At 72.4% G+C, this 25,201-nt stretch carries 26 protein-coding genes; 12 read left to right on the forward strand and 14 right to left on the reverse strand.

Translation table 11 applies throughout. The annotated features are described in order from the left end of the window. The first annotated feature begins 60 nt into the window (after window positions 1-60). Window positions 61-1,158, forward strand: a complete 1,098-nt coding sequence (locus tag ACZ63J_RS41815; protein WP_465401794.1) for an acyltransferase family protein — start codon at window positions 61-63, stop codon at window positions 1,156-1,158. On the opposite strand, the gene ACZ63J_RS41820 is transcribed toward ACZ63J_RS41815, so the two are convergent. From ACZ63J_RS41820 to pdxR, 3 genes are all read right to left on the reverse strand, one after another. Then, complete coding sequence (locus ACZ63J_RS41820; protein ID WP_465401793.1) at window positions 1,148-2,140, reverse strand: hypothetical protein; 993 nt, start codon at window positions 2,138-2,140, stop codon at window positions 1,148-1,150. The two genes, ACZ63J_RS41815 and ACZ63J_RS41820, sit on opposite strands and share 11 nt — an antisense overlap. Window positions 2,141-2,203: 63 nt before the next feature. Next, window positions 2,204-3,973, reverse strand: coding sequence for an MFS transporter (locus tag ACZ63J_RS41825; RefSeq protein WP_465310664.1), 1,770 nt, complete (start codon window positions 3,971-3,973; stop codon window positions 2,204-2,206). Between the two features lie 165 nt (window positions 3,974-4,138). Beyond that, window positions 4,139-5,584, reverse strand: a complete 1,446-nt coding sequence (gene pdxR / locus ACZ63J_RS41830; RefSeq protein WP_465401792.1) for a MocR-like pyridoxine biosynthesis transcription factor PdxR — start codon at window positions 5,582-5,584, stop codon at window positions 4,139-4,141. Between the two features lie 28 nt (window positions 5,585-5,612). Here pdxR and ACZ63J_RS41835 point away from each other — a divergent pair, with 28 nt between their 5' ends. Then, complete coding sequence (locus ACZ63J_RS41835) at window positions 5,613-6,389, forward strand: L-histidine N(alpha)-methyltransferase (RefSeq protein WP_465401791.1); 777 nt, start codon at window positions 5,613-5,615, stop codon at window positions 6,387-6,389. Between the two features lie 97 nt (window positions 6,390-6,486). On the opposite strand, the gene ACZ63J_RS41840 is transcribed toward ACZ63J_RS41835, so the two are convergent. Both ACZ63J_RS41840 and ACZ63J_RS41845 read right to left on the reverse strand, forming a co-directional pair. Continuing rightward, window positions 6,487-9,726 carry a tetratricopeptide repeat protein gene (locus tag ACZ63J_RS41840; protein ID WP_465401790.1) on the reverse strand — a complete coding sequence of 1,080 codons (3,240 nt, stop codon included), beginning with the start codon at window positions 9,724-9,726 and terminating at the stop codon, window positions 6,487-6,489. A 239-nt stretch (window positions 9,727-9,965) separates the two neighbouring features. Continuing rightward, window positions 9,966-10,694 (reverse strand): alpha/beta fold hydrolase, encoded by a 729-nt coding sequence (locus ACZ63J_RS41845; protein WP_465401789.1) that lies wholly within the window; start codon window positions 10,692-10,694, stop codon window positions 9,966-9,968. A 46-nt stretch (window positions 10,695-10,740) separates the two neighbouring features. Between ACZ63J_RS41845 and ACZ63J_RS41850 the strand changes: the two genes are divergently transcribed. The 3 genes from ACZ63J_RS41850 (at window position 10,741) to ACZ63J_RS41860 (ending at window position 13,733) form a co-directional block, all read left to right on the forward strand. Next, window positions 10,741-12,003 (forward strand): cytochrome P450, encoded by a 1,263-nt coding sequence (locus ACZ63J_RS41850; RefSeq protein WP_465401788.1) that lies wholly within the window; start codon window positions 10,741-10,743, stop codon window positions 12,001-12,003. Continuing rightward, window positions 12,003-12,902 (forward strand): LysR family transcriptional regulator, encoded by a 900-nt coding sequence (locus tag ACZ63J_RS41855; protein WP_465401787.1) that lies wholly within the window; start codon window positions 12,003-12,005, stop codon window positions 12,900-12,902. Before ACZ63J_RS41850 ends, ACZ63J_RS41855 begins: the two co-directional genes overlap by 1 nt. Window positions 12,903-12,986: 84 nt before the next feature. Next, window positions 12,987-13,733: an SDR family NAD(P)-dependent oxidoreductase gene (locus ACZ63J_RS41860; protein ID WP_465401786.1), complete on the forward strand. Its 747-nt coding sequence runs from the start codon at window positions 12,987-12,989 to the stop codon at window positions 13,731-13,733. Between the two features lie 16 nt (window positions 13,734-13,749). On the opposite strand, the gene ACZ63J_RS41865 is transcribed toward ACZ63J_RS41860, so the two are convergent. Together ACZ63J_RS41865 and ACZ63J_RS41870 are read right to left on the reverse strand one after the other, a co-directional pair. Continuing rightward, window positions 13,750-14,589, reverse strand: a complete 840-nt coding sequence (locus tag ACZ63J_RS41865; protein ID WP_465401785.1) for a carbon-nitrogen hydrolase family protein — start codon at window positions 14,587-14,589, stop codon at window positions 13,750-13,752. Then, window positions 14,559-15,353: a DUF1295 domain-containing protein gene (locus ACZ63J_RS41870; RefSeq protein WP_465401784.1), complete on the reverse strand. Its 795-nt coding sequence runs from the start codon at window positions 15,351-15,353 to the stop codon at window positions 14,559-14,561. The genes ACZ63J_RS41865 and ACZ63J_RS41870 overlap by 31 nt, the downstream gene beginning before the upstream one ends. Before the next feature lie 30 nt (window positions 15,354-15,383). Between ACZ63J_RS41870 and ACZ63J_RS41875 the strand changes: the two genes are divergently transcribed. Together ACZ63J_RS41875 and ACZ63J_RS41880 are read left to right on the forward strand one after the other, a co-directional pair. Continuing rightward, a complete protein-coding gene (locus ACZ63J_RS41875; protein ID WP_465401783.1) occupies window positions 15,384-15,875 on the forward strand; it encodes an EXPERA domain-containing protein in 492 nt (163 codons plus the stop codon). A 12-nt stretch (window positions 15,876-15,887) separates the two neighbouring features. After that, window positions 15,888-17,120 (forward strand): threonine synthase, encoded by a 1,233-nt coding sequence (locus ACZ63J_RS41880; protein WP_465401782.1) that lies wholly within the window; start codon window positions 15,888-15,890, stop codon window positions 17,118-17,120. Here ACZ63J_RS41880 and ACZ63J_RS41885 read toward each other — a convergent pair. Genes ACZ63J_RS41885 through ACZ63J_RS41895 form a run of 3 tightly spaced genes read right to left on the reverse strand, consistent with a single transcriptional unit; the run spans window position 17,096 to window position 18,715 of the window. Further along, entirely contained in the window at window positions 17,096-17,554 is a 459-nt protein-coding gene (locus tag ACZ63J_RS41885; protein WP_465401781.1) for a dihydrofolate reductase, read from the reverse strand. The two genes, ACZ63J_RS41880 and ACZ63J_RS41885, sit on opposite strands and share 25 nt — an antisense overlap. After that, the gene (locus tag ACZ63J_RS41890) at window positions 17,551-18,348 is read right to left on the reverse strand and encodes a thymidylate synthase (RefSeq protein WP_465401780.1); all 798 of its coding nucleotides are present in this window, start codon (window positions 18,346-18,348) and stop codon (window positions 17,551-17,553) included. Before ACZ63J_RS41890 ends, ACZ63J_RS41885 begins: the two co-directional genes overlap by 4 nt. Window positions 18,349-18,358: 10 nt before the next feature. After that, window positions 18,359-18,715 (reverse strand): arsenate reductase family protein, encoded by a 357-nt coding sequence (locus ACZ63J_RS41895; RefSeq protein ID WP_465401779.1) that lies wholly within the window; start codon window positions 18,713-18,715, stop codon window positions 18,359-18,361. Between the two features lie 53 nt (window positions 18,716-18,768). On the opposite strand from ACZ63J_RS41895, the gene ACZ63J_RS41900 reads away from it, so the two are divergent. Both ACZ63J_RS41900 and ACZ63J_RS41905 read left to right on the forward strand, forming a co-directional pair. Beyond that, a complete protein-coding gene (locus ACZ63J_RS41900; RefSeq protein WP_465401778.1) occupies window positions 18,769-19,362 on the forward strand; it encodes a TetR/AcrR family transcriptional regulator in 594 nt (197 codons plus the stop codon). After that, window positions 19,359-19,982, forward strand: a complete 624-nt coding sequence (locus tag ACZ63J_RS41905; RefSeq protein ID WP_465401777.1) for an enoyl-CoA hydratase/isomerase family protein — start codon at window positions 19,359-19,361, stop codon at window positions 19,980-19,982. The genes ACZ63J_RS41900 and ACZ63J_RS41905 overlap by 4 nt, the downstream gene beginning before the upstream one ends. An 81-nt stretch (window positions 19,983-20,063) precedes the next feature. Here ACZ63J_RS41905 and ACZ63J_RS41910 read toward each other — a convergent pair whose 3' ends face one another. Continuing rightward, window positions 20,064-21,302, reverse strand: coding sequence for an RNA polymerase sigma factor (locus tag ACZ63J_RS41910; RefSeq protein WP_465401776.1), 1,239 nt, complete (start codon window positions 21,300-21,302; stop codon window positions 20,064-20,066). Between the two features lie 3 nt (window positions 21,303-21,305). Next, complete coding sequence (locus ACZ63J_RS41915; RefSeq protein ID WP_465401775.1) at window positions 21,306-21,656, reverse strand: YciI family protein; 351 nt, start codon at window positions 21,654-21,656, stop codon at window positions 21,306-21,308. Window positions 21,657-21,759: 103 nt separating this feature from the next. On the opposite strand from ACZ63J_RS41915, the gene ACZ63J_RS41920 reads away from it, so the two are divergent. The 3 genes from ACZ63J_RS41920 to ACZ63J_RS41930 are packed head-to-tail and all read left to right on the forward strand — an operon-like array spanning window position 21,760 to window position 23,380. Continuing rightward, a complete protein-coding gene (locus tag ACZ63J_RS41920) occupies window positions 21,760-22,212 on the forward strand; it encodes a hypothetical protein (protein WP_465401774.1) in 453 nt (150 codons plus the stop codon). After that, window positions 22,206-22,430 carry a helix-turn-helix transcriptional regulator gene (locus ACZ63J_RS41925; RefSeq protein WP_257921202.1) on the forward strand — a complete coding sequence of 75 codons (225 nt, stop codon included), beginning with the start codon at window positions 22,206-22,208 and terminating at the stop codon, window positions 22,428-22,430. Before ACZ63J_RS41920 ends, ACZ63J_RS41925 begins: the two co-directional genes overlap by 7 nt. Further along, the gene (locus tag ACZ63J_RS41930; RefSeq protein WP_465401773.1) at window positions 22,427-23,380 is read left to right on the forward strand and encodes an NAD(P)-dependent alcohol dehydrogenase; all 954 of its coding nucleotides are present in this window, start codon (window positions 22,427-22,429) and stop codon (window positions 23,378-23,380) included. The genes ACZ63J_RS41925 and ACZ63J_RS41930 overlap by 4 nt, the downstream gene beginning before the upstream one ends. Here the strand turns inward: ACZ63J_RS41930 and ACZ63J_RS41935 are convergent. Both ACZ63J_RS41935 and ACZ63J_RS41940 read right to left on the reverse strand, forming a co-directional pair. Further along, on the reverse strand, window positions 23,370-24,245 hold the full coding sequence (locus tag ACZ63J_RS41935; RefSeq protein ID WP_465401772.1) for a M48 family metalloprotease: 876 nt from the start codon (window positions 24,243-24,245) through the stop codon (window positions 23,370-23,372). The genes ACZ63J_RS41930 and ACZ63J_RS41935 overlap by 11 nt on opposite strands. Window positions 24,246-24,253: 8 nt before the next feature. Further along, window positions 24,254-25,078: an NAD(P)H-binding protein gene (locus ACZ63J_RS41940; protein ID WP_465401771.1), complete on the reverse strand. Its 825-nt coding sequence runs from the start codon at window positions 25,076-25,078 to the stop codon at window positions 24,254-24,256. Between the last annotated feature and the right edge of the window lie 123 nt (window positions 25,079-25,201).

A 25,201-nucleotide genomic window follows, 5' to 3' on the forward strand; every position in this document is an offset into this window, starting at 1 on the left:
GGGATCGTCCGATTACATTGGGCGAGTTCAGCCGGCAGCACCTCGTGGGGGAATCACGTGATGATGACGCATGACCAGTACCTGGCGACCCGAAGATTCCCGGCTCTGGACGGCGTCCGCGCCATCGCCGCCGTGCTCGTCGTCGTCTTCCACTACGGGGGCCCCACCTGGGAGCGGGCCAACGGCTGGATCGGCGTGCACCTGTTCTTCGTGCTCTCCGGTTACCTCATCACCACGCTGGCGCTGCGCGAAGAGGACCGCTCGGGCCGAGTCTCCCTCGCCGAGTTCTACATCCGCCGCGCGTTCCGGATCCTTCCCGTCTACTACGTCGTCATCGGCGTGGTCGTCGTCTTCGCCTACTTCCGCGGCATGGGCCTGCGGCACAGCGGCATCGTCACGGCGCTGCCGTGGAACGTCGCCTTCGTCGGCGAGTACCACCAGATGGCCCTGTTCGGCCAGGCCTGGACGCTCGGCGTCGAGCAGAAGTTCTACCTCGTGTGGCCGCTGCTCGCGTTCGGCCTCGGCGCGCTCGGCTTCGTGAAGCGCCTGAGCCTCGCCGTCGGCCTCGTCGCCATCATGCTCGCCTTGATCCCCTTCATGCCCTACGCGGGCGCGTACTCGCCGATCCTCATCGGCTGCACGCTGGCGATCGTCCTGCACCACCGCAAGGGTTTCGCCGTGCTGCGCGGGTTCACCCACCCCGTCGTCGGGCTCGTGGTCGCCGCCGCTCTGGTCACGGTCCAGACCATGTTCGGCGAGATCGCCCAGGTGCTGAACGACGAGGGCGGCTCGATCACCGGCACGGTCTACGTGCTGCTCGTGGCGCTGCTGGTGCCGTCCCTGGTCGCCGGCCGCGGGCCGCTCGCCTGGGTGCTGTCGCTGCGTCCGATGCGCTTCATCGGCGAACGCTCGTACTCGCTGTACCTGATCCAGATCGTCGTCGCGGTCGGGCTCGCGGGCGCGATCCCGCAGTTCGCCCCGCACCGGACGCTCACGGCCGTCGCCGTGACGATCGTCGGGCTGATGGCCGCCGACCTGCTCTACCGCTGGGTCGAGCTCCCCATGATCGAGGTCGGCCGCCGGATCATCACCCGGCGCCGCGCGAAGAAGGCGACGCCGGCGGCCGAGGTCACCGAGCCCGCGCTCGTCACGGCCTGACCCGCACCGCCGCCAGGGCGTTCTCCACCACCGCGAGCAGGCCGTCGCCGACCCAGGGATCGTCCAGCGCGGCCGTGAGGTGGCGCGCGGCCTCGGGCGACGGGAACGCGGGCACCAGTTCGGCGTACTTCCCGAAGCTCGACCAGTGCCGGGTCGCGAGGTACTTCTCCAGCCCGGCGACGAGCCCGGCGGCCACGTCCGGGACGCCCTCCTCGCGCAGCTGCGCGACCTTCTCGGCGGCCTCCGGAAGGGGCCTGAGCACGATCTCCTCGAGCCGCGTCCACGGCGGCGCGTCCGGCGCCCGGGACTCGCTCCGCCGTGCGACGCCGAAGCAGGCGACAACACGGCCGAGGTCCGGCGTCAGGAACACCTCGAAGAAGTAGCGCTCCCGTGCGCGGTCGTCGATCTGCGCGTGCGCGAGTGCGACACCCGGGTACGCGCCCAGCGCCCGCAGCGCCGTTTCGAAGTCGACGGAACCCTGCCCGCCCTGGCGGCTGCGGCGTTCCCGGAGGCCGTAGCGCGAGCGCGCCAGCCACACCGGCCAGGTGCTTTCGGGCCAGCCGGGCGCGATACCGGCCCTCAGCGCCTCGGCGGCGAGAGCGCTCGCTTGGGTGCCCGCCTCGGCCAGCACCCGGCCGAGGTGCTCGACGGTCAGCTTCGGGCCGTTGCCCGACCGGAACGTGCGGTGGGCAAGAGGCCGCTCCTCGCGGCGCAGGTCATCAACGAAGTAGCCGTCGTAGGCGACGGTCGCGACGACCGCCGTCACGAGCGCGAGGGACTCGTCCTCGGGACGTTCGGCAGTCATCTCCAGCCGGGTGCCTCCGCCGGTCCGGACGGAGGCACGACCGAAGCGGAACTCCCGCGCTCCGGCCACGACTTCGTCGTCCGCGCCGGTCAGTTCACGCAGCACCGGCGTCGCCAGCCGGGCCAGCACCGGCAGCTCCGGTTCCCGGCCGCACAGAACTCGGTAGACGCGCGCCACCACTCCCCCAGGACAAGAGAAACCGGGTGCCGCGCGGTGCGGCACCCGGTTTCGAAACTACCGTCAGCGTTCGCTCGCGGGCGACACCAATTCGCTCGGGCCGCCACCGGACTCTCCGGCGACCGCCGCCAGCTCTTCGCCCACCGATTCGCCGTTCTTCGGGCGCGCGTCCTTCGTCAGCAGGGACGCCACCGCGCCGATCAGGCAGACCGCGATCGCGAAGCCGAACGCCACCGCGAGGCCGGACTGGAACGGGCCCGAGATCAGGTTCGGGAAGAAGCTGCGTCCGGTCAGGAACGAAGCCTGGTCCGGCGGCAGCGACGTGAGCTGGCCGCCCAGCAGCTGCTGGATCGGGTTGTACCCGAGGAACGCCGCGAACAGCACCGCCACCGCCGGCAGGTTCGCCACCTGGGTGGCCGCCGCGTCGGGGACGCCGTGGGCGATCAGGCCCGCGTGCATCGTCGACGGGAGGCTGCTCGACAGGCCCGCGATGATCAGGCTGAAGAAGAAGCCGATCGAGAGCACCATCGCCGCGTTTTGGAACGTCGTCATCATGCCCGCGCCGGAGCCGCGCGAGTCCGCCGGCAGGCTGTTCATCACCTCGGCGCGGTTCGGCGAGGAGAACATGCCCATGCCGATGCCGTTGACCAGCAGGATCGCCGCGAACGCCCAGTAGTCGAAGTTCACCGGCAGGATGATCAGCAGCAGGAACGTGATCGCCGTGATCAGCAGGCCGCTGGAGGCGAGCAGGCGGCTGCCGATCCGGTCGGCGAGGATGCCCGACGTCGGCGCGGCGACCAGGAAGCCGACGGTCATCGGGAGCATGTAGATGCCCGCCCACAACGGCGTCTGCTCGAAGGTGTAGCCGTGCTGCGGCAGCCAGATGCCCTGCAGCCAGATGATCAGGATGAACTGCAGCCCGCCGCGGCCGAGCGACGCCGTCAGGTTCGCGACGTTGCCCCAGGTGAATGAGCGGATCTTGAACAGCGACAGGCGGAACAGCGGGTTGTCGACCTTCGTCTCGATGACCACGAACGCGACCAGCACCGCGACGCCGCCGATCAGGCAGGAGAGGACCATCGGGCTGCCCCAGCCGGTCGGCGAGGAGCCGTAGGGCTGGATGCCGTAGGTGATGCCGACCAGGACCGCGATCAGGCCGACAGCGAAGGTGATGTTGCCCCACCAGTCCATCCGCGCGTGCTTGCGGACGCCGGTGTCGTGCAGCTTGAGGTACGCCCAGATCGTGCCGATGACGCCGAAGGGCACCGAGACCAGGAAGATGAGGTTCCAGTCGACCGGCGCGAGCACCCCGCCGACGACCAGGCCGAGGAAAGAGCCGGCGATGGCCGCGACGCCGTTCATGCCGAGCGCGAGGCCGCGCTGGTTGGCCGGGAAGGCGTCGGTGAGGATCGCCGAGGAGTTCGCCATCAGGAAGGCGCCGCCGACACCCTGCACGATCCGCCAGCCGATGAGCCACAACGCGGCGGCGTCACCGTCGAACCAGGTGATGGCGAGCATGATGGAAGAAACGGTGAAGACGGCGAAGCCGAGGTTGTACATCCTCGCGCGGCCGTACATGTCGCCGAGCCGGCCGAAGCTCACCACCAGCACCGCGGTGACCACGAGGAAGCCCATGATCATCCAGAGCAGGTAGCTCGTGTTGGCCGGTTCCAGGGGGTTGATGCCGATGCCCTTGAAGATGTCGGGCAGCGCGATCAGCACGATCGAGGAGTTGATCGTGGCGATCAGCATGCCCAGCGTCGTGTTGGACAGCGCGATCCACTTGTACCGCGGCCCCAGTTCCGCGATCGAATACGTCCGGCGTTCCGCCACTGTGCAACCCTTCCGCTCATCAGTCCCTTAGCTAGGCTAAGCAACTTGCTTGCGTATGGCAACCAAGTTCCGGATTTGCCTGGGAGAGCATGATCACAGTCGCTTGACTGTCCTTTGTGGAGTCTTTACTCAAGACCGCACGGTGGGAGTGGCCCGGGGCCGCCGTCACCGCAGCAGCCGGCCCAGCACCGCCACCCCCTCCTCGATCTCCGTCGCCGTCCGGGCCGCATACCCGAGCACCAACCCCGGCCTCCCCGGCCGCTGGCGATGCCAGGACAGCGGCTGCACCTTCACCCCCTCCTCCAGCGCAGCCGCCGCCAGGGTGACGTCATCCACCTCCGACGAGAACGTGATCGTCAGGTGCAACCCCGCCGCCGCGCCGTGGACGACCGCCGAAGGCACGTCCGATGTCAACGCGCGGATCATCGCGTCGCGGCGGCGGCGGTGTCTCCCGCGGACCACCCTCAGCTGCCGCTCCAGCTCGCCGGACTCCATGAGCCGGGCCAGGACCAGCTGGGCCAGCACCGCGTTGCCCAGGTCCGCGAACCGCTTCGCGGCCACCAGATCGTCGCGGAAGCGGGGCGGCGCCACCAGCCAGCCGACGCGCAACGCCGGGGCCAGCAGCTTCGAAACGCTTCCCGTGTAACAGACTTCGGGCACCATCGACCGGACCGCAGGCACCGGCGCGCGGTCGTACCGGTGCTCGGCGTCGTAGTCGTCCTCGACGATCACGCCGCCGTCGTGCGCCCAGCGCATCAGGGCGCGACGGCGCTCACCTCCTAGGACCACGCCCATCGGGAACTGGTGGGCCGGGGTCAGCAGCACCGCCGGGGCGTTGAGCTCCGCCACGCGCAGGCCGTCGTCGTCCACCGGGACCGGCGGGGTCGCCAGGCCGCAGTGGTGCAGGTGCTGGCGCGCGCCGAGTGAGCTCGGGTCCTCCACCGCGATCTCGGTGATCCCGTGCTGCCGGAGCACCGCCCCGACCAGCGTCAACGCCTGCGCGACGCCGGCGACCACGATGATCTCGCCCGGGTCGGCGCGGATGCCGCGGCTGCGCGCCAGCCAGCGCGACACCGCCAGCCGCATCGCCGGCGCCCCGCGTGGGTCGCCGTAGCCGAAGTGGGCCGGCTCGAGCTCGTCGAGCACCGCGCGTTCCGCCTTCAGCCACGCCGCTCGCGGGAACGCCGTCAGGTCCGGGACGCCGGGGGTGAGGTCGATGCGGGCCGGGGCCGCGCGGACCTCGTCGAAGACCTCGACGCCCGGCAGCGGCGTGATCACCTTCGACGGCGGCCGGACGCGCGCAGGCTCTGGGGCGCTCACCGGCGCGGCGACCACCACGGTGCCCGCCCGCCCGCGGCCCGCCGCGTGGCCGTCGTCGATCAGCCGCTGGTAGGCCTCGGTGACCACACCTCGCGACACACGCAGCTCGGCGGCCAGCACCCGGGACGCGGGCAGCCGGCCGCCCACCGGGAGGCGGCCGTCGGCGACCGCGGCGCGCAGCTGCCCGGCCAGCCAGTCCGCGAGCCCGCCCGGCGGCGCCTCGCGGACGTCGAGCTGCAGGAAGTCCGAGCCTATGGACCCCTCCGGAAGCGAAGTTTTGGCCCTGTCCATCAGGCCATTGTCGCAGCACGCTGGACTCATGGACACCACCTACGTGCACGGATACACCCGCCCCGAGGCCCGCCGCCTGGGCGACCAGGCCGACACCCTCGCCGAACTGCTCCACGCCGGCACGGCCTACCCGGCCGGGAGCCGCGTGCTGGAGGTCGGCTGCGGCGTCGGCGCGCAGACCGTCCACCTCGCCGCCCGCAGCCCGGACGCGCAGCTGACCGCGGTCGACGTCTCCGCGGACTCCCTCGCCCAGGCGAGACGGAGAGTGCCGGGCGTCGACTTCCGCCAGGCCGACCTGTTCGACCTCGACGGCAGCTACGACCACGTCTTCGTCTGCTTCGTCCTGGAACACCTGCCGGAGCCGGAGAAAGCGCTGTCGCACCTGAGGACGCTGCTGCGGCCGGGCGGCACGATCACCGTGATCGAGGGTGACCACGGCTCGGCCTTCTTCCACCCGCGCAGCGAGCACGCCCAGGCCGCGATCGACTGCCTCGTCCGCCTGCAGGCCGACGCCGGCGGCGACGCGCTCATCGGCCGCCGGCTCTTCCCGCTCCTCGACGGCGCCGGGTTCGGCGACGTCGTGGTCGAACCCCGCACGGTCTACGTCGACCGGTCGCGGCCGGAGCTGGTCACTGGATTCACCCGCGACACCTTCACCGCGATGGTCGAAGGCGTCGGCGAGACGGCCGTCGCGAGCGGGCTCAGCACCGAGGCCGCCTGGGCCCGCGGGGTCGCGGACCTGCGCCGCACCGAGGACGGCACCTTCCACTACACGTTCTTCAAGGCCACCGGAGGGACATCGTGATCACCTGGCGCCGCACCCGCCGTCTCGCGGGCAGCACGAACTTCGTCGACCGCGACCGCCAACGCGTCGAAAACGACCTCGTCGCTCTCGAACGTCACTACCCGGCGACGCGGTCCAGCGCCAGCAGGTGGTCCTGGACGCGGCTCGCCCCGGGCACCCACTCCCCGGCGTAACAGGCCATCGCGCGTTCCCAGTGCTCCCGCGCGGCTTCCGGCTCCCCGAGTCCACAGTGGACTTCACCGAGCCCGCAGTGGGCGCGGCCCTGCTCGGGACGGCAGCCCGTCTCCTTGGCCGCGGCCAAGGCTTCGCGGTGGTACGTGAGTGCGTCCGAAGCCATCCCGCGCGCGGCGGACAGAGCGCCGAGGCTGTTGAGGACCCGGGACTCCACCCCGCGGTCCCCGCATTCGCGGGCGAGTCCCAGCGCTTCTTCGAGGTGCTGGGCCGCCTCCGCGTGCTTGCCCTGCGCCAGCCGGACGTCGCCCAGGTGCTTTAACGCGACACTCCGGTTCGTCGGGCTTCCGGTCTCCTGGGCGATTTCCAGCGCGCGCTCCAGATGCGCCGCGGCCTCGGTGTCGCGGCCTCGCGCGTGTTCGACGTCGCCGAGGATGCCCAGCGCGTAGCCCTCGCTCACCCGCACCCCCATCGCGCGGAAGTGCTCCATCCCCTCGGCCAGCGAACACGCGGCTTCGTCGTGACGGCCGAGTGCCGAGAGCGCGTCACCCCGGTTGACCAGGGCGTATCCCTCGCTCGTGCGGTCGGCGATCTCCCGCGCGAGAGCGAGCGCGTCCTCGTGGTGGCCGATCGCTTCGCCGTACCGGCCGATGCCGCGGCACGAACAGCCGAGCACCACCAGGACCAGGCCTTCGCTGGTGCGGTCGCCGTTCTTGCGGGCCAGCGCCAGCGCTTCGGTCGAGTACGTGATCGCTTCGGCGAACCGGCCGAGCGCCCGGCAGACCAGGCCGAGCGTGTTGAGCACGTGGATCTCGGTCCGGCGGTCACCGGTCTCGCGGACGAGGACGAGCGCCTCTTCGAGGTACCGCCGCGCCTCCCGGGACCGGCCGACACGCCAGTGCCCCAGCCCGATGAGCGTCAGCCGCTCGCCTTCGGCCACCCGGTCGCCGGCGTCGTGGGCCAGCGCCGACGCGTGCGAGTGCAGCACCAGCGATTCCTCGTGGTAACCGCCGACGTCGAGGTAGTGCCACAGGATCCCGGACAGCAGCCGCAGGTGGTCGGCCCAGCCGTGCCGCGTCGCGTGCGCGGCGACCGCCAGCAGGTTGCGGCGCTCGGCCTCCAGCCACGCCTGCGCGTCGATCACCTTGACGTCGGGGTCCGGCACCTCCGGGCGCAGGTGCCGTTCCTGCGGCAGGACGACGTCCATCGCCTGCGCGGCCGACCGGACGTAGAAGTCGAACAACCGCTCCTGCGCCTCGTGGCTTTCCCCGGCCGATTCGGCCGCGAGCTCGGCGGCGTAGACCCGCAGCAGGTCGTGCAGCTGGACGCGGTCGTCGCCGGTCTCCTGCGCGAGGTGGGCGCGCACCAGGGCGCCGGTCAGCCGTTCCGCCTCCGGCAGCGGGACGTGGGCGAGCGCGGCGATCGCGGCGGGGGTCAGGTCGCGGCCCGGGTGCAGGCCGCAGAGCCGGAACACGCGCGCGGCGTCGGCCGCCAGGTGCCGGTAGGACCACGAGAACACGGCGCGGACCGCGGTCAGCGGGTCACCGCCGCCGTCGAGCAGGTCGAGCCGCCTGCGTTCGTCGGCCAGCTCGGCCGCGAGGGCGGCGAGCCGCTCCCCCGGCCGGCTCAGCGCCAGCTCCGCGACGAGCCGCAGGGCCAGCGGCAGCCGGGCGGAGTAGCCGATCAGCGCCGCGGTCGCGTCCGGTTCGTCGTCGGCGCGCCGGCCCAGCAGCGTCCGCAGCAGGTCCCGGGCTTCGGCATCGGTGAGCAGGTCGACGAGCACCCGGCGGGCGCCGTGCCGGGCGACCAGCCCGGGCAGCGCGTCCCGGCTGGTCACCAGCACCAGGCACGACGCCGAACCCGGGAGCAGCGGGCGGACCTGCCCGACCGACCCGGCGTTGTCCAGCACGAGCACCATCCGCCGGCCCGCCAGCGCGGTGCGGAACTTCGCCGCGCGTTCGTCCTGCTCGGCGGGGATGTCCGCGCCGTCGACCCCGAGCGCGCGCAGGAACCCGGACAGCGCGTCGCCCGGCTCGACCGGCCGGACCGTGCCGTAGCCGTGCAGGTCGAGGTAGAGCTGGCCGTCCGGGAACTCCGCCCGCGAACGCTGGGCCCAGTGGACGGCGAGCGCGGTCTTGCCGACCCCGCCGGTGCCGGACAGGACGGCGATGCGGGCGCCGGTGCCGTCGCGGTTCAGGAGGTCGTCCAGCTCGGCGAGCTGGGTGGCGCGGCCGCGGAAGCCGGCGACGTCCGCGGGCAGCTGCGCGGGACCGCGGGAGGGCAGCTCCCGGCCGGCGAAGTCCTGCCGGAGCACCTGCTGCTGGGCCGCGCGCAGCTCCGGACCGGGCTCGATGCCCAGCTCACCGTCGAGCCGGTGCCGGACCTCTTCGAACAGGGCCAGGGCGCCGGCCTGGCGTCCGGACGCGGCGAGCGCGAGCATCAACCGCGCGTGCGCGGACTCGTTCAGGGGCTCCTCGGCGGTCAGCCCGCGCAGCTGCACCGCCGCGTCCTCCGGATCCGCGACGTCGGCGTAGGCCATCACCGTCTTCGCGCGCTTCATGGCCAGCCCCAGCCGAGCCGGGTACTGCCGGAGGCGTTCGACGTCGGCGAGCACCGGACCGCGCCAGAGCTCCAGGGCCTCGCGGTGGGCACCTCGGTCGGTGAGCGCTTCGAAACGCAGGAGGTCGAGGACGTCCTCGTCCGCGGACAGCCGGTAGCCACCCTTGTCCGTGGTGATGAGGTCGGCGGGCCGCAGCGCCCGCCGCAGCCGCGCGACGTAGGTGTGGAGCAGGTCCAGGCACGACGGCGGCGGCTCGGCCCAGATGACGTCGACGAGGTCCTCGCGCCGCACGGTCCGGTTCGGCTGCAGGGCCAGCATCGCCAGCAGCAGCCGCTGCTTCTCCGCGCCGATCTCGACCGGCGTCTCCCCGCGCCGCACCACGAGCGGGCCCAGCACGCCGATCCGCACCGGCTCCGGCGGGGCCTCGGCAAGCGCTTCCCGCAACCGCCGTTCGGTCCCCGGCCGGGGCCGCCGGACGGTGCCGAGCTCGGCGTTGCGCACCGCGCGCAGGCTCACGCCGGCGCGCTCGGCCAGCTGGGCCTGGGTGAGCCCGGCGAGCACCCGGCGTTCCCGCAGCCAGCCGGCGAACGACAGGCCTTCGTCCACTGGTGTCCTCTCCCGCGTGCCCCGAGCGGAACGTACCCCTCAAGCATCACGATCGTGCCGCTCCCCGAGTACCACCGAACGGCGAAGATAACCGTTTCCGCAGGTACCGACGGTGACAACGGCGTATCCCGCGAGTACAGGCGCTCGTCCACCACGGGTTCCTAGGCTTTGGGGGTCCGGTGGTGGCGAGGGGTTCGGAGCAGCCGTCGCGTGGGGTACGACGGCTGCACCCGAGCCTCCTAGACGTCGAAGCGTGCCAAGAGGGCCCGCACGGCGGCTGGGTCCTCGACGTGGGCGTTGTGCCCGAGGCCGGTGAGGACGACCGCGTCCGGGTCGAGCGCCCGCAGCTGCTCGGGCCGGCTCATCGGGTCGGTCTCCCCCGCCGCCAGCACGACCGGGCACCGCGCCGCGGTCAGGAGCGCCGGCATGTCCGGCGCGCCGACGCCGAACGCGGCCGGGTCCATCGCGAGGCGGTAACCTCCCTCGGTCTCGCGAAGCCCGGCCGGGTCGGCGGGCGCGATCCCCAGCAGCCCCGACACCTTCAGGTACGCCTGCTCGGCGTCTTCCCGGGTCTCGAACACCCGCGCCGGCCGCGCCGCGAAGCTCGCCGCGCGCCCGAGGTCGTCCTGGCTCCACTCGACCTTCACCCCGACCGCCAGCACCCCGGCGACCTCGACGTCGTACTCGCCGGACGCCAGCTCGAGCGCGATCACCCCGCCGAGGGAGTGGCCGACGACGACGAGCGGACGCCGGTCCGGCAGCGCCCGCGCGACCGCGGCGGCGATCGTCCGGAAGCTGTAGTGCGGCAGCGGCGCCGACCGGCCGTGGCCGGGCAGGTCGGGCACCAGGACGCGCCGGGCGAGCAGCTCGGGGAAGTGGGCCCACGCGGCGCCGGTCGCGCCCAGGCCGTGCAGGAGGAGAACGGCCGGCTCGCCCTCGCCGCCGGTGCGCATGTTGAGCGTGTCCATCCGCAGCAGCCTGCCCGACGACGGCGTTCGCGGCTAGGGTCGGCTCGTGGGGATCACGGATCCGGACACCTACGTGCGGGGTGTCCCGTACGACGAGCTGGCGCGGCTGCGGCGCGGCTCGCCGGTGGTGCGCGTCGACGACTTCTGGGCGGTGCTGCGGCACGCCGACGTGCGCACGGTGCTGCGTGATCCCGGCCTGTTCTCCTCGCAGCTCGGCGGCACGCAGATCCGCGACCCGGCGTCAGCTTCGGACCTGGCCTACGTGCGCCGGATGATGCTCAACATGGACCCGCCGGAGCACGGCCGGCTGCGCGGGCTGCTCACGAAGGCGTTCACCCCGCGGGCGATCGCGAAGCTGACCGAGCGGATCGAGACGCACGCGCGTGCCCTCGTCACCGCGGTCGCCGGCCGGGGCGAGTGCGACTTCGCCGCGCTGGCCGCGGACCTGCCGCTGCTGACGCTGGCCGCGGTGTTCGGCGTGCCGGAGCAGGACCGGCGGCTGATGTACGACTGGAGCAACCGCGTCATCGGCTACCAGGACGCCGACTACGCGGTCAGCGCCACCGTCGCCGAGGCGGACGTGACCGACCTGGCGCGGGCCGCGCTCGCCGTCCGCCCGGCCCCGGGCCCGGACGGGGTGATGCCGGACCCGCGCACACGAGCGGGGATGCCGGACCTCTACGCGTACGCGAACGCCCTCGGCGAGCACAAGCGCGAGCACCCGGGCGACGACGTCATGAGCACCCTCATGCAGCACGTCGCCGACGACGGCGGACGCGTCTCGCTCGCCGAGTTCGAGAACCTCTTCTGGCTGTTTTCCGTGGCGGGCAACGAAACTCTCCGCAACGGCCTGCCCGGCGGGATGCTGGCGCTGCTGTCCCACCCGGCGCAGTACCGGCGGCTGCTGGCCGACCGGTCGCTGCTGCCCGCCGCCGTCGAAGAGATGCTCCGCTGGTGGACGCCGGTGATGCACTTCCGCCGCACGGCGACCGCGGACACGCGACTGTCCGATGTGGACATCCGGGCCGGGGACAAGGTGGTGGTCTGGTTCTCCGCGGCCAACCGCGACCCTTCGGTCTTCGCCGATCCGGACGCGTTCGACCTCACCCGGACCCCGAACGACCACCTGACCTTCGGCCACGGCCCGCACTTCTGCCTCGGCGCCCAGCTCGCGCGCGTCCAGCTGCGGGCGATGTTCACCGCCGTCCTCGACCTGCTGGGCGAAGCCGAGCTCGCCGGCGAGCCGGTGCGGCTGCGGTCGAACTTCCAGAACGGCCTGAAGTCCCTGCCGATCCGGTGGCGCCGCTGATGGAGATCCGGGAGATGCGGGCGTTCGTCGCGGTGGTCGAGGCGGGCGCGATGTCGAAAGCGGCGCGGCAGCTGCACGTGAGCCAGCCCGCGCTGTCGCAGACGATGACCGCGCTCGAACGGCGGCTCGGTGTCCAGCTGCTGGTCCGCACCAGCACCGGCGTCCAGACGACCGACGCCGGGACGACGTTGCTGGGCGAAGCGCGCGCGGTGCTGGCGCGTCACGAACAGGCCCTCGCCGCGCTGGCGCGGCACACGACGACCGACGTCCTGCGGGTCGGCATCCCCCTGGAGCTGCCGCCGGACCTGCTGCCGTCGGCGCTCGCACGGCTGGCGGAGGCGTTCCCGGACACGCGGGTGCAGGCCCGGCACCTGTCGTCGGTCGCGCAGGTGGCGGCGTTGCGGGCCGGGGAGCTGGACGTCGGGCTGGTCCGCGAACGCCCGCCCGGCCCCGACCTGGACGCGGTGCTCGCGGTGGCGGAGAACGTCGGCGTCCTGCTGGCGGCGGACCTGGCGGAGAAGCTGGGCTCCCCGGTCCGGCTGGAGGAGCTGGCCGGGCTGGAGTGGTTCGCGTTCGCCCGGGCGGGCAGCCCGGCCTGGTACGACGAGCTGGCCGCGATCCTGCGCAGCCACGGCCTCGACGTCGGGCCCGAGGTGCCCGAGGAGCAGCGGCTGATCGTCGAGCTGAAGATCCCGGCGGTCAGCTCCGGTGGGGCGTACGCGTTCGCGCCGCCGCAGTGGCCGTACCCGATGCCGGACACCGTGCGGTGGCTGCCCCTGGCGGGCAACCCGATCGTGCGCCGGACGTGGGCCGTGTGGCCGGCGACGTCGCACCGCCGGGACGTCGCGGAGTTCGTCGCGGCGCTCGACGACCATCGGTCCGGCGAATCGCGGGCATAAGCAGCGCCGAACGCCTCTCCGGAAGCCCGCCGGAGCGCTCGTCCTTGTACCCGGTGAAGGACAACGGGTACGAGGAGTTGAGTGATGAGTTCGGAACTTTCCGGGTCGACGGCGCTGGTGACCGGCGGAACGAGCGGGATCGGGCGGGCGACGGCGGTCGCGCTGGCCGGGCTCGGCGCGCACGTCGTGCTGTCCGGCCGGGACGCGACCCGCGGCGAAGAGGTCGTCTCGCGGATCCGGGCGGCGGGCGGGAAGGCCGACTTCGTCGCGGCCGACCTGACGGACGCCGCGTCGGCGCGCTCGCTGGCCGCGCGGGCCCGTGAGGTGGGCGGGCCCATCGACGTGCTGGTGAACAACGCCGGGATCTTCCCGACGGGGTCCACTTCGGACACGGCCGAGGCCGACTTCGACCGCGTCTACGAGACGAACGTGAAGATCCCGTACTTCCTCGTCGCCTCACTGGCGCCGGAGATGGCTTCGCGCGGGCAGGGCGCGATCGTCAACGTGTCCACGATGGTCGCGACGCGCGGCATGGCGGGAATGGCGCTCTACGGCTCGTCGAAGGCGGCGGTCGAGCTGATGACCAAGGCGTGGGCGGCGGAGTTCGGGCCGTCCGGGGTCCGCGTCAACGCGATCAGCCCGGGCCCGACCCGCACCGAAGGCACCGCGGTCTTCGGCGACGGCCTGGACGAGCTGGCCGCGGCGGGCCCGGCCGGTCGCGTGGCCGCGCCAGAGGAGATCGCGGCGGCGATCGTGTTCCTGGTGAGCGAAGAGTCGAGCTTCGTCCAGGGCGCGATCCTCCCGGTGGACGGTGGCCGACTGGCGGTGTGAGCCGTTGCGGACGGCGTCACCGGAGGAAGGTGACGCCGTCCTGGGGCCGCTCGTCCACGGTCAGCGCGAAGACGTCCGGCCGCGCGTAATGCCCCGAGACGTCGAGGCTGTGACGCGCGGCCACCACGTCCTCGAGGTTGATCTCCGCGGTGAGCAGGCCCTCGCGATCGTGCAGCGGGCCGGCCAGGACGTCGCCGAGCGGACCCACGATCACGCTTCCGCCGCGGAACGGGTCGTCGCCCTCGCTTTCGTACGGGCACGCCGAAACCACGAAACACCGGCCCTCGTCGGCGATGTGGCGCATCGACGCCTGCCAGACGTCACGGTCGTCCGCCGTCGGGGCGCACCAGATCTCCACGCCCTTCGCGTACATCGCCGCGCGCAGCAGCGGCATGTGGTTCTCCCAGCAGATCGCCGCCCCGGCCAGGCCCGCCGCCGTCGGCACCGCCGGGAGCGTCGAACCGTCGCCGCGGCCCCAGACCAGCCGTTCGCGGGCGGTCGGCACCAGCTTCCGGTGCTTGGCCACCAGGCCGAGGCCGGGGTCGAGGAACACCACCGTGCTGTACAGCGTGGAGCCGTCGCGTTCGATCACGCCGACGACCAGGCTCGCGCCCGTGCGCGCCGCGAGCCCGGCCAGCGCGGCCGTCTCGGGGCCCGGCACGGTCACCGACGAGGCGAAGTACTCGACGAACGGCCCGCCGCGCGGGTAGCCACCGAGGACGGCTTCCGGCAGGACTACCAGAGACGTGCCGCGGATCTCGTCCTCGAACTCCAGGATCCGGGAAAGCGGCACGCCCGTCCCGACCTGGAGTGCCGCGACGACCGTCACGAACGGGCGGGTTCGCGTCGCGGCCACCACGGCACCACCGCGGACGTCCGCCGCTGGTAGTCCGCGTACTCCGGGTACCGCGACTTCGTGATGCTCTCGGTGAACTTCGTCGAGCCGACGAACAGCAGCGTCAGCAGGACCGCGCCCACGACCGTCCACTGCAGACCGGCGGCGACAACGCCGAACGCCGCGACCGCCCACCACTGGGCCTGCTCGAAGAAGAAGTTCGGGTGCCGCGAGTAGCGGAACAGCCCCTCCTGGAGGAACCGCGTCGAGGCCCGGCCCGCGTGCTTCTCGCCGTGGAACTCCCACTGCTGCTGGTCCGCGACCGTCTCGCCGGCCAGGAACCCGGCGAAGATCACCGCCACGACGACGTCCGCCACCCCGAACGAACCCTGGTGCTGCAAAGCCGTGTACGCGGGCAGCGTGATCAGCAGCAGGATCGCGTTCTGGTACAGCGAGATGAAGAAGAAGTTGAACACCTGGAACTGCCACGGCGCCATCCGCTCGCGCAGCACCGCCCACCGGTAGTCCTCGCCGCCGCGGGCGTAACCACCCTTCCGGGCGAAGTTGAACGTCAGCCGGATCCCCCACAGGGTGACCAGCGCGAACACCACGTCCAGCCGCGCGTCGGCGAACCCGGCCGCGCCGGCGAAGATCGCCACGTAGACGACCGGGACGATCGACCAGATCCGGTCGACCCAGGAGTACTCCCTGGTCAGCACCGACATCAGCCAGGTACCGAGCGTCACCCCGGCGAAGACGTACAGGCAGACCCGCAGCGCGTCCATCCCCTCACAATAGGACCTAGGATCGATCACATGAACCTGCCGCTGCGGGACCGGAAGATCGACGTCTTCTTCGCGGTGCTGTTCTCGGCCTTCACGGTGACGTCGCTGATCAGCGACCTGCTGCCGACCGTCGGGGTCGACTTCTCGAAGCCGTCGGACAACTTCTTCGTCAACTCGAACTACTGGTACGCCCACGACGCCGACCCGCTGTTCATGCACCCGCCGGACTGGATGCGGATCGTCACCGGGCTCTCGGCGTTCGTCTACATGCCGTTCTACGTCGTGCTCGTCTTCGCGCTGCTGACCGGCCGCAACTGGATCCAGCTGCCGTCGGTGATCTACGCGACGATGATCGTCACGCTCACCGGGGTCGTCGTGTTCGGTGTCGAGTTCTTCGGCGACCCGGCGACGCGCACCGGCAACCCCGCGAAGTTCCTCGCCTTCAACCTGCCGTACGTCCTGGTCCCGCTCCTGCTGCTGGTCCGGATGCGCAGGCCGCTGCCGTTCACCCGCCGTTTCTGACCCGGAGGCGCCGTGCCGCACTCGTTCCTCAGCCACCTCGACTGCTCCCGGACCGGCGAGCGCTTCGACGCCGACGTCGTCCAGGGCCTGTCGCCGGCCGGCGCGCCGCTGCTCGCGCGGTACGACCTCGACGGTGTCCGCGAGGCCGTGACGCCGAAGGACATCGCCGGGCGGGAGCCGACGCTGTGGCGCTACCACGAGGTGCTGCCGGTGCGTGCGGCCGAGAACGTCGTCAGCCTCGGCGAAGGTATGACGCCGTTGCTGCGCCTGCCGCGCTACGGCCGTGAGCTGGGGCTGTCGCGGCTGTGGATGAAGGACGAAGGCCTGGTCCCGACGGGCACGTTCAAGGCCCGGGGCGCCGCGGTCGGCGTCTCACGGGCGGCCGAGCTGGGTGTGCGCGGGATCGCGATGCCGACCAACGGCAACGCGGGCGCCGCGTGGGCGTTGTACGCGGCCCGCGCGGGGATGACGAGCCTGATCGCCATGCCGGACGACGCGCCGCAGATCACCATGCGCGAATGCGTCGCCGCGGGCGCCGAGCTGTACCGCGTGGACGGTCTGATCGGCGACGCGGGAAAGCTCGTCGCCGCGGCGGTTCCGCGTCGCCCGGGCGTCCAGGACGTCTCGACGCTGAAGGAGCCCTACCGCATCGAGGGCAAGAAGACGATGGGGTACGAGATCGCCGAGCAGTTCGGCTGGCGGCTGCCCGACGTCATCCTCTACCCGACCGGCGGCGGGGTCGGGATCATCGGCATCTACAAGGCGCTGCTGGAGATGCGGGAGCTGGGCTGGGTGTCCGGCGACCTGCCCCGGCTCGTCGCCGTGCAGGCCACCGGCTGCGCGCCGATCGTGACGGCGTTCGAGCAGGGCGCCCGCGAGAGCGAGCCCTTCCCCGACGCGCGGACGGTCGCCTTCGGCATCACCGTGCCGAAGGCCCTGGGCGACTTCCTCGTGCTCGACGCCGTGTACGCGACCGGCGGCACCGCGGTCGCCGTCACCGACGACGAACTGCTTGCGGCGCAACGGGAGCTCACCGAACACGAAGGCACCTTCGTCTGTCCGGAAGGCGGAGCGTGCTTCGCCGCGTTGAGGCACCTTCGCGAGTCAGGCTGGCTCGAAGGCGACGAAGACGTCGTGGTTCTCAACACCGGCGCCGGGATCAAGTACCCGGAGACGGTCCCGCTCGACGTCCCGCTGCTCGCGAAGACCGGTGAGATCCCTCAGCCCCAGGTCAGGAACCGGTAGTGCAGCCCGGTTGACGACTCGAGCCACTCGCTGACGGCGTCCGGCGGGCGCCCGACGTCCGGCGCGAGCGTGTCGCCGTCGAAGGTCTCCCGGAGCTCGGTGACGACGATCCGGTCGGCGAACGGCAGGGTCGCCCGGTAGACGGCCGCGCCGCCGATCACCCAGCCGTCACCGGACACCGCGGCGAGCGCCTCCGGCAGGTCGGGGAACGTCTCGACGCCCTGCTGCGGCGTGCGTGACAGCACGAGGTTGCGCCGGCCCGGCAGCGGCCGGAACCGCGGCGGCAGCGACTCCCACGTCCGGCGGCCCATGAGGACGGTCGCGCCGGCGGTCACCGACCGGAAGTGCTTCAGGTCCTCCGGCAGGTGCCACGGGAGGGTGCCGTCACGGCCGATGACCCCGTTCGAGGACTGGGCCCAGACGAGCCCGATCACACCGCCACCGGCGCCTTGATGCCCGGATGCGGGTCGTAGCCCTCCAGCGCGAAGTGCTCGTAGGTGTAGTCGAAGAGGCTCTCCGCCGGCTTGAGGCTCAGCGCCGGGAACGGCCGCGCCGCGCGCGCGAGCTGCGTGCGGACCTGCTCGACGTGGTTGTCGTAGACGTGGCAGTCACCACCGGTCCAGACGAAGTCGCCGGCCCGCAGGCCGACCTGCTCGGCGATCATGTGCGTCAGCAGCGCGTAGCTCGCGATGTTGAACGGCACACCGAGGAACAGGTCCGCGCTGCGCTGGTAGAGCTGGCAGGACAGCTCGCCGTCGGCGACGTAGAACTGGAAGAACGCATGGCACGGCGGCAGCGCCATCCGCGGGATGTCGGCGACGTTCCACGCCGAGACGATGATCCGCCGCGAATCGGGGTTCTCCCGCAGCGTACGCAGCACCTCGGAGATCTGGTCGACGTGCCCGCCGTCCGGGGTCGGCCACGAGCGCCACTGCACGCCGTAGACCGGGCCGAGCTCACCCTCGGGGGACGCCCATTCGTCCCAGATGGAGACGCCGTTCTCCTGCAGCCACGAGACGTTCGAGTCGCCGCGGAGGAACCACAGCAGCTCGAAGGCGATCGAGCGGAAGTGGACTTTCTTCGTCGTGACCAGCGGGAAGCCGTCGGAGAGCCGGTAACGCAGCTGGTGCCCGAAGATCGAGCGGGTGCCCGTCCCGGTGCGGTCCGCTTTTCGGGCGCCCGTGTCGAGCACGTGGCGGAGCAGGTCTTCGTACTGCGTGTCCGGCATGCCTGCGAGCCTAAGGCAGGACCGAACGCACCGCTTCGGGCGTCCGCGCCACGACCGTCGTGCCGTCGTCGGCCGTGATGATCGGCCGCTGGATCAGCTTCGGGTACTCGGCCAGCGCGTCGATCCAGCGTGAGCGGTCGTCCGGGGTGCGGCCCCACGTCTTGAGGCCGAGCTCCTTCGCGACCGCCTCGGTGGTGCGCGCGATGTCCCACGGTTCGAGGCCGAGGCGCTCGAGGACGGCCTCGAGCTCCGCCGCGGACGGCGGGTCGTCGAGGTAGCGGCGCACGGTGTACTCCGCGCCGGCCTCGTCCAGCAGGGACACGGCGGACCGGCACTTCGCGCACGCCGGGTTGACCCAGATCTCCACGGCGGCAGCTTACCGCGCTGGTTTTGGAGCACGCGTTCTGTTACGGTCACGGCATGCCCCGCCCCCGCGTCCACGACCTCGACGAGCTCCTCGACGTCGCCGAGCGGCTCGTGGCGTCGTCCGGCGAGGTCACCGTGCGGGAGCTGGCCGCCGCCGCGGGTGTGCCGAACGGGACGATCTACCACGCGTTCGGCTCGCTCAGCGCGCTGCTGGCCCGGGTCTGGCTGCGCGCGGCGACGGCGTTCCTCGACCTGCAGACCGCGCACGTGGACGCGGCGTTCTCCCCGGTGGAGGCCGTCGTCGCGGCGGCGGACACCCCGGCGGTGTTCGCTTCCCTGCGTCCCGACGGGGCACGGATGCTGCTGCGGGTCCGCGGCGACCGGCTCTTCGGGCCCGAGCTGCCCGAGGAGCTGGCCGACGCCCTGCACGCGCTGGACAAACGCCTGGTCGCGCTGCTCGTGCGGCTCGCGCGCCTGGTGTGGGACCGCGGTGACGGCCTGGCCGTCGAGGTGATCACCACCTGCGTCGTCGACCTGCCGACCGCGTTCTTCCGGCGGGACATCACCGATCCCCTGGTGCGGGAACGGCTCGCCGCCGCCGTGCGGGCCGTGCTGACCGTGCCCCCTCGAGAAAAGGACCGACCGTGACCGTCTCCGTGTTCGACCTGGGCGACGACGAAAACCGCTTCTCCCCCGACTGGCTGCAGCGCGCGCATTCCTTTTTGGACGGTGTCTCCGATGCGCTGGTGACGACCGGGAGCGGCAAGTTCTACTCGAACGGCCTCGACCTCGACTGGCTGATGGCCAACGGGGACAAGGCTTCCGAGTACGTCGCCGACGTGCAGGAGCTGTTCGCGCGCGTGCTGACGCTGCCGGTCCCGACGGTGGCGGCGATCAACGGCCACGCGTTCGGCGCGGGCGCGATGCTCGCGATGGCGCACGACTTCCGCGTGATGCGTTCGGACCGCGGGTACTTCTGCTTTCCGGAGGCCGACATCAACATCCCGTTCACCCCGGGGATGGCGGCGCTGATCCAGGGGAAGCTGACGCCGTCGGCGGCGATCGCGTCGATGACCACGGGACGCCGGTTCGGTGGGGCGGACGCGCTTTCCTTCGGCCTCGTCGACGAGATCGCGGCCGAGTCCGCCGTGGTCCAGGTCGCTTCGGAGCGGGTCGAAGTGTTGGCGGGCAAGGATCGCGGGACGCTGGGGGCGATCAAGGCGACGATGTTCGCCCCGGCGATCGCGGCGCTGCGGACGCCTGCGTAGGCCTCCGGCCCCCGGTTTCCAGCTTACCGGCGGCCACCGACAGTTCCGGACGCGTCCGTGACGGCCACCCCGAGGTCGCCGTCACGGACCTGCGACCGCCGCCAGCCGACGGCGCAGGTGGGCGCGCTCCGGCTCGGTTCCGGCCAGCTCCAACGCTTCCCGGTAGGCGGCCGCCGCTTCGACGTCGCGGCCGAGGCGGCCGAGGAGGTCTCCGCGCGCGGCCGGGAACGGGCTGTACGCGCTCAGCCGCGGGTCGCCCGCCAGGTCGTCGAGCAGGGCCAGGCCCGCCGACGGGCCGTCGCGCATCGCCACCGCCACCGCGCGGTTCAGCTCCACCACCGGGGACGGCGCCAGCCCGCGCAGCACCTCGTACAACCCCACGATCTGCGGCCAGTCCGTGCTCGCCACGTCCGCCGCTTCGTCGTGCAGGGCCGCGATCGCCGCCTGGACGCCGTACAGCCCCGGTGGCCCGCCCGTGAGCGCCACGAGAACCAGCGACGCCCCTTCGTCGATCATCTCGCGGTCCCAGCGGGCGCGGTCCTGGTCGTCGAGCAGCACCAGGTCGCCGTCCGGGCCGGTGCGGGCGTCGCGGCGCGCGTGGATCAGCAGCATCAGGGCCAGCAGCCCGGCCACCTCGCGCTCCCCCGGCAGCAGCCGGCGCAGGATCCGGGCCAGCCGGATCGCCTCCTCCGCCAGGTCGAGCCGCTGCAGGTCCGGCCCGGAGCTGGCCGCGTACCCCTCGGTGAAGATCGAGTAGACGACCTGGAGCACCCCTGGCAGCCGCGCGGGCAGCTCGGCGGCGTCCGGCACCCGGAACGGGATGCGCAACGTGCGGATCCGGTTCTTCGCCCGCACGATCCGCTTCCCCATCGTCGCGCCGGGCACCAGGAACGCGCGCGCCACCTCCGGCGTGGTCAGGCCGGCGAGGCAGCGCAGGGTCAACGCCGTCCGGTCCTCGGCCGACAGGGCGGGGTGGGCGCAGGTGAAGAACAGCTGCAGCCGCTCGTCCGGCAGGTCGCCGCCGGCGTCCGGCGGCGGGGCGGGCGCGCGCTCGGCCTCGACCCGCAGCACCGCGAGCCGGGCCGCGTAGGCCTGGTCGCGGCGCAGCCGGTCGACGGCCTTGCGCCGGGCCGTCGTCATCAGCCAGGCGCCCGGTTTCGGCGGCACGCCGTCGGCCGGCCAGTGCACCAGCGCGGCCTCGATCGCCTCCGACGTCACCTCCTCGGCCAGGTCGAGGTCGCCGAACCGGCGGACGAGCGCGGCCAGCACCAGCCCGCGCTCCTCCCGGAACACGGCCTCGACCGCGGCCCGCCCCGGCACCCGTCAGCCCCCGTAGGACGCGAGCGGCCGGACCATGATGTGCCCGCCGTCGCGGGCGCCCGGGCAGCGCGCCGCCCAGTCGAGCGCGACGTCGAAGTCCGGCACGTCGATGACGAAGTAACCGCCGAGCACCTCGCGGGACTCCGCGAACGGCCCGTCGGTGACGACCCGCTCGCCGCCTTCGGTGACGCGGACCGCGGCGGCCGTCGTGAAGTCGGCGAGCGAGTTGCCGCCGACGTGGACACCGGCGTCCTTCATCGCCTTGTCGAACAGCATCCAGTCCTCGGGCGTGCTGCAGCCGGTGGGCTCGCCGTCGGCGTTGAGCGAAGCGTTGATCAGCATCAGGTACTGCATGGGGATCCTCCTGTGGCTCGGTTGCCGTACGCGGTGACTACGAACGGCAGACGCCGCCTTGGACACCCTCGCCGAAGATTTTCTCATGTCAAGAAACTTTGACATGGTGTCTGGTTTGTTTTACTTTGAGGAGGTGACCCACGAAGAGAAGCGCGCCTGGATCCTCGGGATCGCCGCGATGGTGAGCTACGCGGTGTACCTGGTGGTGGTGCTCGGCCGGGCCGGCGGACGACCGCTGGCCGACGTCCCGTACGCCGGGACGCTGCTGTGGACGGTCGGCGCGTCCATCGCCGCGACGATCGTGGCGAGCATCCTCGCCGCGGTGATCTCGAAGGACGGCGGCAAGGACCAGCGCGACCGCGAGATCGGCCGGTTCGGCGAGTACGTCGGCCACTCGTTCGTCGTCATCGGCGCCGTCGCCGCGCTGCTGCTGGCGATGGCCGAGGCGCCGCACTTCTGGATCGCCAACGCCGTGTACCTGGCGTTCACGCTCTCGGCGATCCTCGGGTCGGTCGCCCGGATCTTCGCCTACCGCCGGGGTTTCCAGCCGTGGTGAAACCGACCCGCGTCACCAACTCGCTCCGCGCCCTCCGGTTCGCGCACGGCCAGATGACCCAGGCCGAGCTCGCCACCCGGATCGGCGTCACCCGCCAGACCGTCATCGCGATCGAGCAGGGCCGCTACTCACCGTCGCTCGAAATGGCGTTCCAGCTCGCGCACGTGTTCGGCGTCCCGCTCGAAGAAGTGTTCCAGTACCCGGAGGAGTCCTCGTGAAAGCCCTGGTCCAAGACCGCTACGGCCCGCCCGAAACGCTCGTGTTCCGCGACCTCGACAGACCGGCGCCCGGAGCCGGCGAGGTCCTCGTGCGGGTGCACGCGGCCGGCGTCGACCCGGGCGTCCGGCACCTCACCACCGGGCAGCCGTACCTGCTGCGGCTGCTGGGTTTCGGGCTGCGCCGGCCGAAGCAACCGGTGCGCGGCCTCGATTTTGCCGGCACCGTCGAGGAAGCCGGCGACGGCGTCCGGCGCTTCCGGCCGGGTGACGAAGTGTTCGGCACCTGCGAAGGCGCGTTCGCCGAACACGCCGTCGCCAAAGAGGACCTCGTGGTGGCGAAGCCCACCCGCCTCTCGTTCGAGCAGGCGGCGGCCGTCGCGGTCTCCGGCTGCACCGCTCTCCAGGCGCTGCACGACGTCGAGACCGGACAGCGCGTCCTGGTGATCGGCGCGGCGGGCGGGGTCGGGTCGTTCACGGTGCAGCTGGCCAAGACCGCCGGCGCGCACGTCACGGCGGTGTGCAGCACGGCGAAGACGGACCTCGTCCGCACGCTCGGCGCCGACGACGTCGTCGACTACACCCGCGAAGACTTCACGACCGGGCGGTACGACCTGGTCGTGGACACCGCGGGCCTGCGCTCGCTGCACCACCTGCGCCGGGCGCTGACCCCGCGCGGCACGCTCGTGATCGTCGGCGGGGAAGGCGGCCGGTGGCTGGGCGGGATCCAGCGCGTGTTCCGCGCGGCACTGCTGAACCCGTTCGTGCGGCAGCAGCTGCGCGGGCTCATCTCGAGTGTCCGCCGCGCGGACCTCGAAGCCCTGCGCGAAAGGATCGAGGCCGGGCAGCTCACGCCGCTGCTCGACCGGACCTACCCGCTCGCCGACGCCGTCGCCGCGATCGCCCACGTCCACGCGGGGCACGCGGCGGGCAAGGTCGTCCTCACGCTCTGAACCCGCGGTCCTTCAGGTGCTTGATCCGGTCGATGTGGGCCGGGTGCCCGGCCAGCAGGCGCGACCACAGCCGCCGCTCGTCACCGCCGTTGACCCGGATCCACTCGCGGAACAGCGTGATCAGCTCCGGGCCGTACCCCAGCCGCGCCGCCATCAGGTCGGCCCGGTACTCGCCGAGCCGTTTCGACCAGGCGAGCACCGGGCCGAGCAGCGGCGCCAGCAGCAGCCACGGGTCGAGGAACGCGAGCGCGGTGAGGATGCCCAGCGTCAGCAGCACGGTGACGAGCACCGCCACCGACCGGCCGAAGGCGGCGAACGCGCGGCCGATGTGCGGCACGGCCAGCGCGAGCAGCCGGACCACGAGCGTCAGGACCCGGGCCGGCAGCTCCAGCCACCAGACGTAGAGCGAGATGCGCGTGTGCCCGGACAGGTGGTGGCCGAGCTCGTGCGCCAGGATCGCCTCCAGACCGGCCTGCGGGAGCTCGAGCGCGGTCCGCGTCACCGCGACGGTGTGCCCGCCCGCGGCGAAGGCGTTCAGCTCGCGCGACCGCTCGACCCACAGCCGGTACTTGCCGCCGTCGACCTCCGCCGCCTCGCAGACGGCTCGCCAGCACGGGCCGAGCCGCTCGAGCTCCCGCGCCGTCGGCGACCGCATGCCGAACAGCAGCGGCAGCAGGAAGTGCTCGAAGGCAGGCACGAACGTGATCGCCCCGGCCACCACCCACCCGGCCGGCAGCACCCAGAAGTACGGCGGCCAGACGAGCTTCCCGAGCAGCGCCAGCACGAACAGGCTGCTGGCGACGACCGGCACGGCCAGGACGACCCCCAGCACGGCGGAAAGGTCGGTGCGCGTCCGCTCGGTCACGACCCGACTCAGCGGAAGAGGTCCGCGTGCGCGGCCGCCCACTCGGCGAACGTGCGCGCCGGCCGTCCCGTCACCTCGGGGACGGCGGGGTGGACCGTCGCCTCGTCGAGCGTGCCGTCGACGTAGAAGTTCCAGAACGCGTCGACGTACTCGGCCGGCAGGCTCGCCTCGAGCTCCGCGCGTGTCTCGTCGTTCGTCAGGCCGACGAACTCCAGGTCCCGGCCGAGCACCTCGGCGAGCACGGCGACCTGCTCCGCGGGCCGCAACGCGACCGGGCCGGTCAGGTCGTAGGCGCGTCCTTCGTGCCCGCCCGCGAGCGCGCGGGCCGCGACCGCCGCGATGTCGGCCGGGTCGACACTCGCGGCCGCCACCTCGGGGAACTGCGCGCGCACGGTGTCACCCTCGCGCAGCTGCGGCAGCCAGCGCAGCGCGTTGGACATGAACGCGCGCGGCCGCAGGAACGTCCAGCCGAGCCCGGACGCGCGCACCGCGCGTTCGGCGAGCGTCATGTACCGCGAAACCGCGTTGCCGAGGTCTTCCAGCGCGGCCGAACCACCGGAGAGCAGCACGATCCGCCGCACGCCCGCGTCGCGCGCCTTCTGCAGCATGCCAGGCATGTCGTTGTAGCCGGCGAGCAGGAAAACACCTTCGACACCCTTGAGCGCGTCGTCGAGGCCGCCGGGATCGTTGAGATCCCCGACGACGGCTTCGGCGCCCTCCGGCAGGACAGCGTCCGCCCGGCGCACCAGCGCCCGGACCGGCTCGCCCGCCCCCGCGAGTGCCGAGACCACTTCCGCGCCGACGTTTCCGGTGGCGCCGGTGACCAGGAACATGACCCCTCCCCCAGTGTCGGGGGCGAGAGTAGCGCCGTGGGGGGGGGGGGGGGGGGGGGGGGGGGGGGGGGGGGGGGGGGTGGGGGGGGGGTTGGGGTGGGGGCGGGGGGAGGGGGGGGGGCG

Source organism: Amycolatopsis sp. NPDC104863, from assembly GCF_055582965.1.